The sequence below is a fragment of the Marinobacter bohaiensis genome (assembly GCF_003258515.1).
In the GTDB taxonomy this organism is placed as follows: Bacteria; Pseudomonadota; Gammaproteobacteria; order Pseudomonadales; family Oleiphilaceae; genus Marinobacter_A; species Marinobacter_A bohaiensis.
On the sequence record NZ_QGEH01000008.1, the window covers coordinates 101199 to 109283 of the forward strand.

An 8085-nucleotide genomic window follows, 5' to 3' on the forward strand; every position below is an offset into this window, starting at 1 on the left:
GACACGTTATGGGACGGATGCAGATGGAACTGCACACCGGGATTGACTTGGCTGTGGAGCTGGTGGGGCAGCGCGACCGCTCGACCCTGCTGGCCTGCGCCACGGCGCAACTGGAGCGGGTGTTCGGCCTGAGCCGCTGCTGGGTGCTGGAGCTGGACGCCAGCGGCCGGACCCTGCTCTGCCCGGCGCTGGACGCCGAGCTGGCGTTCGAATGCGACGACTTCTCGCACCCGTTCGCCCACGTGTTGCGCGAGGGCAAGGCCCGGGCGCTGTCGTCGGCGGCCTGCGCGCGGCTGGATCACGCCGGCCTGAGCCGACTGTTCCAGGCCAGCCGCGGTGCCGATTCCATCTGGATACAGCCGCTGCGCTCGGCGGATCAACGCACGCTGGGCATTCTCGTGCTGTGCGGCGTCGATCCGGTGTGGGACGCGCTGGTCGCCCAGCCCCTGTTCGACGGTTTGCTGTCGCTGATCACCCTGCAGTGGGTGGCGCACCGGGACCGGGACGACCGCCTCTGGCAGCAGCGCCTGCTCAGCCGCTCGCTCAGTTCCCTGCGCGACAACGAGACCGAACGCCAGAAGAGCGACCAGTTGGCCCGCTCCCTGGTGGGACAGTCCCGCGCCATGGCTGATCTGCGCGGGCAGGTGATCCGCGCGGCGGGCAGCCAGCTGTCGGTGCTGGTGCAGGGGGAAACCGGGTGCGGCAAGGATCTGGTAGCACGCGGCCTGCACGATTTCTCCGAGCGCAGCGACGGGCCCTTCGTGGTGGTCAACTGCGCGGCGATCCCCGATAGCCTGCTGGAAAACGAGCTGTTCGGCCACGCCAAGGGCGCGTTTTCCGGCGCGGATGCCGCCAAGCAGGGGCTGCTGGCCCAGGCCGATGGCGGCACCCTGTTCCTCGACGAAATCGGCGACATGCCCATGGCGCTGCAGTCCAAGCTGCTGCGGGTGCTGGAAACCCGCCAGTTCCGGCCGCTGGGCGCGCGTGAAGAGGTGCATTCCGATTTCCGCCTGGTGGCGGCGACCCACCAGCCGCTGCAGGAACGGATCGGCGACGGCGCCTTCCGCCGCGATCTGTTCTACCGTCTCAGCCAGTTCCCGCTGCGGGTCAAGCCGCTGCGCGAGCGCCCCGAGGACCTGGAACAGCTGTGCCGCCACTTTGTGCGGATCTACCGCGAGCGCGAGGGTCGTGGCCCGCTGGGTATCAGCAGCCACGCCCTGGAGCACCTCAAGCAGTACGCCTTCCCGGGCAACGTGCGCGAGCTGCGCAACGTGATCGAGTTTGCCTGTGTGCAAACCCCGGCGCAGGAAGACATCCAGGCCGAAGACCTGCGTCTCGACGCCCTGGCCGCGTCGGAGGAAACGGACGGCGAGCTGGACCTCAATGACGCGCCCGTGCCCCAGCCGGGTGTACCGGCCCTGCACGACATTGACGACCTGCGCGCCGCCGCGCAGGAATTCGAAGCCGCCGTAATCAGCGCACGCCTGCGCCAGTACGGCGGCAACCGGGCCCAGGCGGCGGAAAGCCTGGGGCTGCCAAAACGCACGCTGGCCCACAAGTGCCAGAAGTTCAACGTATCGGAGGCCGGATGACCACGCGTCCGCGTTTATTGATGTTTGTCGCGGCCCTGGCTGCCGTATCCGGAATCACCCACGCCGCTGGCTCAGATCGCGCCGATGGCACAGATCACGCCAAGGTCAGCGGAGGCGACACCCTGACAGCGGCCCAGGCCTGCACCGCCAAGGTCGCGCGCCTGGAGCGCCTGGCCTGTTTCGACGACGTGTTCGACACGCCGGTGCGCACCCTGGAAGAGCAGCAGGCCGCGCTGCCAGCGAAGAAGCCCGCAGTATGGGTGGCCGCCTACGCCCAGGAACAGGCCCGCACGCCGGACGACAATGCCCTGCAGCACGACGGCGACGCCGGCAAGCTGGTCACCGTGCCGGCGCTGGGTGCCGTGCCGCCGCGCCCGCTGCTGACGGTGCGCTGCCACAACGACATTACCCGCTTCGCGCTGATGCTGCCCAAGGCCAGTACGGCGGAGCGGGTGCCCCTGGAGCTGGACGCCGACGGCCGCGTGCAGGCACAGACCTGGCGCGTGCGCGACGACGGCTACGTGATCAGCGGCGGGCGCGGGTTGCCGGCGATCCGCACCGTACGCCAACTGGTCAATGCGCAGCGGCTGACGCTGCACAGCGATGAATCCGCCCTGGACGGACTCATGTTCGACCTCAGTGGCTTCCGTCAAGCCCTGGCGCCGCTGCGCGCCGAGTGCGGCTGGTAAACCGACCCGAACGAACAGGACGTTGGCAACGATGCAGGCAGTAGAACAACATCCCTATGTCGAACCGGTGCTCTCGCCGCTGGCAGGGGAGTCGCCCCAGGGCCAGTTGCTGGAAGAAGACCCGACGCTGGAATTCCTCGACGGCGAGATCATGAAAATGGGCTCCCTGTCCCACGGCGAGATCGAGTGGGACAAGGTGGAGCAGGAAGCGCTGCGGCTGCTGTCGGACATCTCCAAGGATCTCAAGGTGCTGGGCTTCCTGCTGCTTGCGCTGCAGCGCGGCGGCAGCGGCGAACGCTTCGCCCTGTCCATCCACCTGCTGTGCGAGGTGATGCAGGGCTGGTGGACCGACGCTTGGCCCTATCCCGGCGCCAAGGGCGCGCGCCCGCGCAAGATGATGTTCGCCCAGATGATGCAGCGCGCCGGCGCGGAAGTGGGGCGTCTGAGTTTCGACAGCGCCGTAGGCGACGGCCGCCAGTTCTGCCTGGACCGGCTGGACCGCCTCAAGGCGCTGGCGGAGGCCGACTCACTGGCCACCGACGGCATCGATGACCTGCGCCACGCCATCACCAACCTGCCGGAAGTGGGGCAGGTGGCCGAAGCGCCGGCGGCGCCCGCGAGCACCCAGGAAACGCCGGCCCGACGCGGCGGCGCGGCGACCACGTCCTCCGGCGCGTCCGGCAGCCTGGGCAGCGTGACCCTCGACCCCAAGGACGAGCGCGCCACTCGTCAGAGCCTGCTGCGCGTCGCGGACCTGCTGACGGACCTAGAACCGGGCTCGCCGCTGGGCTACCAGATGCGCCGTTTCGCCATCTGGTACAACATCACCGCCACCCCGCCGGCGCGCAAGGGCGGCCGAAGCGACCTGGCGGCGGTCAGCTCCGACCGGGTGTCGGAATACCGCGAGAGCCTGGGGCGCGGCGTGGACATGAACCTCTGGGGCCGCATCGAGCAGAGCCTGTCAGTCAGCCCGTTCTGGCTGGAAGGGCATTACCTCAGCGCCCAGGCCGCCGAGCAGACCGGCCACCCCAAGTGCGCCGAAGCCATTCGCAACGCCCTCAAGGGGTTCATCGACCGCCTGCCCGCGCTGGCGGACATGACCTTCTCCGACGGCTCGCCGTTCTTGCCCAAACCGGTGCGTGAGTGGTTGCTGACCAGCTCGCCCGGCGGCGCCGGCAAGCAGGGGCGCGGTGCCGACTGGCACAAGGCCTACGAAAACGCCCAGGACGTGCTCAAGCAGGACGGTCTGGCGCCGGCCATGAAACTGCTGGAAGACGGGCTCAGCAAGGCCAAGGAACCGCGCGCCCAGTTCTACTGGCGCCTGATGAGCGCCGAGCTGCTGCGCGACAGCGGCATGAAGGCGCTGGCCAAGCAGCAGTTCGGCGACCTGAAGCAGCAGGCGTCCGGCCGCACACTGGAAGACTGGGAGCCGTCGCTGGTGGCGCATCTGGAGCGACTCACCTGATGACACCGACACGCACATGGACAACCGTTTCAACCGGGGGCGCCACCGCGTCGCCGCACAGGGAAAGCAGGAAGTAAAGGCATGGATATCCGTAGCACGTTAGTCAAGATCGGCAAGAAGCTCTGGCCGTTCATCCGTACCGGCGGCCCGATTGTGCTGGCCCTGGGCTTCGGCCTGCTGGTGGCCGCCATCTGGTGGCTGGGGCCAACCTGGGAGTGGCGCGAACAGACGCCGCTGGCCAGTTGGCAGACCCGTGCCCTGGCCACCCTGGGGCTGGTGCTGATCGTCGCCGTCCTGTGGGGATGGATCCTGTCGCGTCGCCTGAAGAAGGTGGACCAGGCCCAGTCCGAGGCCCGCGAGGAGGAAGAGGACCCGATCCTGGTGTACGAGCGCCGCCAGACCCGGCTGCTCAACCGCAACCTGGCGTCCCTGCGCGACAACATCCGCGGCCGCAACCGCATCTACCGTCTGCCGTGGTACCTGGCGATGGGCCTGGAGGACGCCGGCAAGACCAGCCTGATCCAGCGGTCCGGCCAGACCTTCACCCTGACCAACGTGACCCGCAACCGCCAGACCGAGCGCAACCCGCTCGGCTTCGAGTGGTGGATCAGCGACGACGCCGTGGTGATCGACCCCGACGGTGAGCTGATGAGCCAGGACGGCGGTTCCGCCAACGGCGGCAGCATCCAGCAACGTCTCTGGAAGCACTTTATCGCCTGGCTGGAAGAGAGCCGCCCGCGCCGGCCGCTCAACGGCGTGATCCTGACCATCGACCTCGCCTACCTGAGCTCCCTGGGCGAGGCTGAGCGCCGCACCCAGGCGGTGGTCCTGCGTACCCGCCTGCGCGAACTGATGGAGCAGATCGGCTCGCGCCTGCCGGTCTACGTCAGCTTCACCAAGCTGGACATGTTGCACGGCTTCACCGCCTTTTTCCGCAAGCTCAACAAAGCCGAGCGCGAGAAGCCGCTGGGCTTCACCTTCGAGCTGGAATCCCTGCAGGATCCGGATCAGTGGCTGGATCAGTTCGAGGCGGCGTTCCACAAGCTGGTGGACCAGGTCAACGCCCGCGTGCCGCAGTTGATGTCCGAGAGCCGCGAGCCGGAAGAGCGCGCCGCGATCTACTCCTTCAGCCGCCAGATCTCCGGCCTGATGCCCATCGTCCAGCAGTTCCTGACCGAAATGCTGGCGGCGGACGCCTTCTCCACCCCGGCGCTGGTGCGCGGCGTCTACTTCACCTCCGTCTACCAGGAAGGGGTGCCCGAGGACGCCTTCATCTCAGCCACCGCGCGCCACTATGGCCTGGCCGACGCCATCCAGCCGGCCCAGCGCAGCGGCCAGTCGATGACCTATTTCAGCGAGAAGCTGTTCCCGGAAATCATCTATCCCGAGGCGGGGCTGGCCGGTGACAACGTGCGCGTCACCAAGCAGCGTCGCCGCAACCTGGTGACCGTGGCCGTGGCGGCCGTAGTGGCGGGCCTGGGCCTGAGCGCCGGCTGGCAGCACTACTTCGTCAAGAACGCCGACGCCGCCCAGATGGTGGTGGACCGGGTGCACGGCTTCCTCGACAACTACCAGCCCGCCGGCCAGGAGCGCGACACCACCGGCCGCAACCTGCTGGAACCACTGGACCAGCTGCGCGCCGCCACCCTGGCGTTCGGCGACTACCGCAACCAGTGGCCGCTGGTCGCCGACATGGGCCTGTACCAGGGCGACGTGGTCGGCCCGGAAGTCGATAAGTCCTATCTCGACATGCTCAGCTACCAGTTCCTGCCGGCGCTGATGTCGGGCGTGATGCACGAGATGAATCAGTTGCCCGAGGGCAGCGCCGACCGTCTGGCGCACCTGCGCGTGCTGCGCATGCTGTACGACGCCAGCGGCCGTCGTAACGACATCGTCGACGACTACATGGCGCGCTACTGGCAGACCAAGTTCCCGGGGCAGCGTTCGGTGCAGGACCGCCTGAACAACCACCTGGAATACGCCATGAACTACACCGACCTGGCGGATCGCCAGGCTCACGGTGACGTGGCCGCCGACACCGCCCTGGCGCCGTTCCAGAACAGCGTCAAATGGGCCCAGGACGAGCTGGGCCAGATGGCCACGCCGGATCGGGTCTACGATCAGCTGCGCCATCGCGGCCGCCTCGACCTGTCCGCGCCGCTGGATCTGCGGGCCCTGGGCGGGCCGGCGTTTCAGCTGGTGTTCTCGGAAGTGCAGGACGGCCCGCAGGCCACTGACAGCGCCATGGACGTGGACAGCGATCCGCTGCGCATCCCGCGTATGCTCACCGGCGACGGCATGAAGAACTACTTCGTGCGCGAATCCGAGGAGATCACCGAGCTGGCCCTGGTGGACGCCTGGGTACTGGGCCGTCGCGCCGATGTCGATTTCAGCAAGGCCGACGAACAGCAACTGCAGGGTGAGCTTCGCAAACACTACGCGGAGGATTACGCCCAGTCCTGGCGCGGAGCACTCAACCACGTAGCCATCCGCGACTTCGAGGATCTCAACGATGGCGTGCGCGTGCTGGAAAACCTGACCGGCACCCGCCAGCCGATGGTGGAGCTGCTGTCGGAAGTGAACGCCAACACCCAGATCTACCCGCCGCAGACCCAGCTGCCGGAAGAGCAGCGCGAGGCGTTGGTGAACTCGCCGGCGTACCGCATGGCGCAGAACATCGAGCAGCAGTTTGAAGGCCTGCACGGCCTGTTCCTGAAGGACGGCGACGCGCCGACCCAGATGGAGGAAGTGCAGAAGGTGCTGGGTTCATTGCACGACTACCTGCGCTCGATCCAGGAGTCGCCGGACAGCGGCAAGGCCGCCCTGGCCGCGGCCCGCGACCGCCTGACCCTGGAAGGCGCGGACCCGATCTTCACCCTGCAGCGCATGGCGCGTGGCATGCCGGCGCCGGTTGATCGCATGCTCGACAAGGTCGCCGCGGAAAGCTGGCGCGTGGTGCTGGACCAGGCCATCGCCCAACTGGAGCGCCAGTGGTACGACGAGGTCTACCAGCCGTTCCAGCAGAACCTGGCGCGCAACTACCCGTTCAGCAGCAACGCCGGACGTGACGCCGCGCTGCAGGACTTCGAGCGCTTCTTCGCGCCGGACGGCACCCTGGATACGTTCTACAAGGACAAGCTGAAGCTGTTCCTGGAAGACCATCCTGAGCACGTCAGCCTCGGCAAGCGCGCGACGCTGATCCGCCGCGACGTCATGGCCGCCATCGACCAGGCCGAGCGCATCCGTCAGGCGTTCTTCACCCGCAAGGGCAGCCTGGATGTGGAGTTCGCGCTGGAGCCGGTCAACCTGTCGTCCAACAAGCGTCGCAGTGTGATGAACGTCGACGGCCAGCTGGTTGAATTCAGTCACGGCCCACGGCAGAGTATTCCGCTCATCTGGCCGAATACGCTGCGCGACAGCGTCGAGAGTGAAGTCACCCTGGTGCCGGTGGAAGTGAACCGTTCGCCGCGCAGTCAGATCGCGCGCGGTCCCTGGGCGTTCTTCCGCCTGCTGGACAAGGCCGACATCACCGGCGTCAGCGCCAGCGCCGTGGACGTGAAGTTCAACCTGGACGGCGGCAGCGTCCAGTACCGGCTGCACGCCGCCGGTGGCGTCAACCCGTTCACGCAGCAGATGCTGGCGGGCTACGAAGTGCCGCGCAGCCTCTATTGAGGACGTCGCAATGGATCACTTCGTGACATAGCAACGAAGATCCGTAAACGGTCGTATTGTGGTCCCGGCTCTGCCGGGCCACACTGTCGATCCATGTTTGGGAAGGAACCCGGCACTGTCCTGACGGGCAGTGCGAGGAGTAGGGAGAGCAGTCATGGCTAAGAACGTCGTACTTCTGGGCGATATCGGCACCGATCACGAAGGTTATCCGCCCACCCCCGTTATTGCCGCCAGCAGCACCGTCCTGATGGACGGCAAGCCCGTCGCCCGCCAGGGCGATCCGCTGGCACCGCACACCAAACCCCATCACCCGCTCCACCCGCGCAAGATTGCCGGCGGCAACGGCACCGTGCTCGTGGAAGGCAAGCCCATTGCGCTGACCGGCCACGCCGTCGATTGCGGTGGTGTGGTGATCGGCAGCGGCTCCGGCGTCAGCCGCTAAACGCGGCGCGCTGGCCGAATCGATAAAGCGCCCGGAGCCGGAACGCGCCGGGCGGCTGGATACCTGGATTCTTTAACCCGGATCATTCAAGGACGACACCATGCCCCAAGCCACCGGCCTGCAGTTCACGGCCCGCCTCGGCAGCCTGCCGGACGACACCTTCGCGGTGGTCGAGTTCGAGCTGACCGAGCGCCTGTCCCAGCCCTTTGTCCTGACCCTGAAGCT

The 8085-nt window shown here is 67.4% G+C and carries 5 protein-coding genes; all 5 read left to right on the forward strand.

What is annotated here, in order from left to right; translation table 11 throughout:
• Positions 1–8 precede the first annotated feature (8 nt).
• The 5 genes from DKK67_RS21395 (at position 9) to DKK67_RS21415 (ending at position 7860) form a co-directional block, all read left to right on the forward strand.
• Positions 9–1592 (forward strand): sigma-54-dependent Fis family transcriptional regulator, encoded by a 1584-nt coding sequence (locus tag DKK67_RS21395; protein WP_228160732.1) that lies wholly within the window; start codon positions 9–11, stop codon positions 1590–1592.
• Positions 1589–2281 (forward strand): type VI secretion system-associated protein VasI, encoded by a 693-nt coding sequence (vasI, locus tag DKK67_RS21400; protein ID WP_111498568.1) that lies wholly within the window; start codon positions 1589–1591, stop codon positions 2279–2281. The genes DKK67_RS21395 and vasI overlap by 4 nt, the downstream gene beginning before the upstream one ends.
• Positions 2282–2312: 31 nt before the next feature.
• Positions 2313–3746 (forward strand): type VI secretion system protein TssA, encoded by a 1434-nt coding sequence (gene tssA / locus DKK67_RS21405; RefSeq protein ID WP_111498569.1) that lies wholly within the window; start codon positions 2313–2315, stop codon positions 3744–3746.
• Positions 3747–3827: 81 nt separating this feature from the next.
• On the forward strand, positions 3828–7418 hold the full coding sequence (gene tssM, locus DKK67_RS21410; RefSeq protein WP_111498570.1) for a type VI secretion system membrane subunit TssM: 3591 nt from the start codon (positions 3828–3830) through the stop codon (positions 7416–7418).
• Positions 7419–7572: 154 nt separating this feature from the next.
• Positions 7573–7860, forward strand: coding sequence for a type VI secretion system PAAR protein (locus DKK67_RS21415; protein WP_111498571.1), 288 nt, complete (start codon positions 7573–7575; stop codon positions 7858–7860).
• The last annotated feature ends 225 nt before the right edge of the window (positions 7861–8085 follow it).

Excerpts from the sequence above, each read along its gene's own strand:
- DKK67_RS21395 (WP_228160732.1), top strand. The coding sequence starts at position 9 with ATGGGACGGATGCAGATGGAACTGCACACCGGGATTGACTTGGCTGTG.
- vasI (WP_111498568.1), top strand. The coding sequence starts at position 1,589 with ATGACCACGCGTCCGCGTTTATTGATGTTTGTCGCGGCCCTGGCTGCC.
- tssA (WP_111498569.1), top strand. The coding sequence starts at position 2,313 with ATGCAGGCAGTAGAACAACATCCCTATGTCGAACCGGTGCTCTCGCCG.
- tssM (WP_111498570.1), top strand. The coding sequence starts at position 3,828 with ATGGATATCCGTAGCACGTTAGTCAAGATCGGCAAGAAGCTCTGGCCG.
- DKK67_RS21415 (WP_111498571.1), top strand. The coding sequence starts at position 7,573 with ATGGCTAAGAACGTCGTACTTCTGGGCGATATCGGCACCGATCACGAA.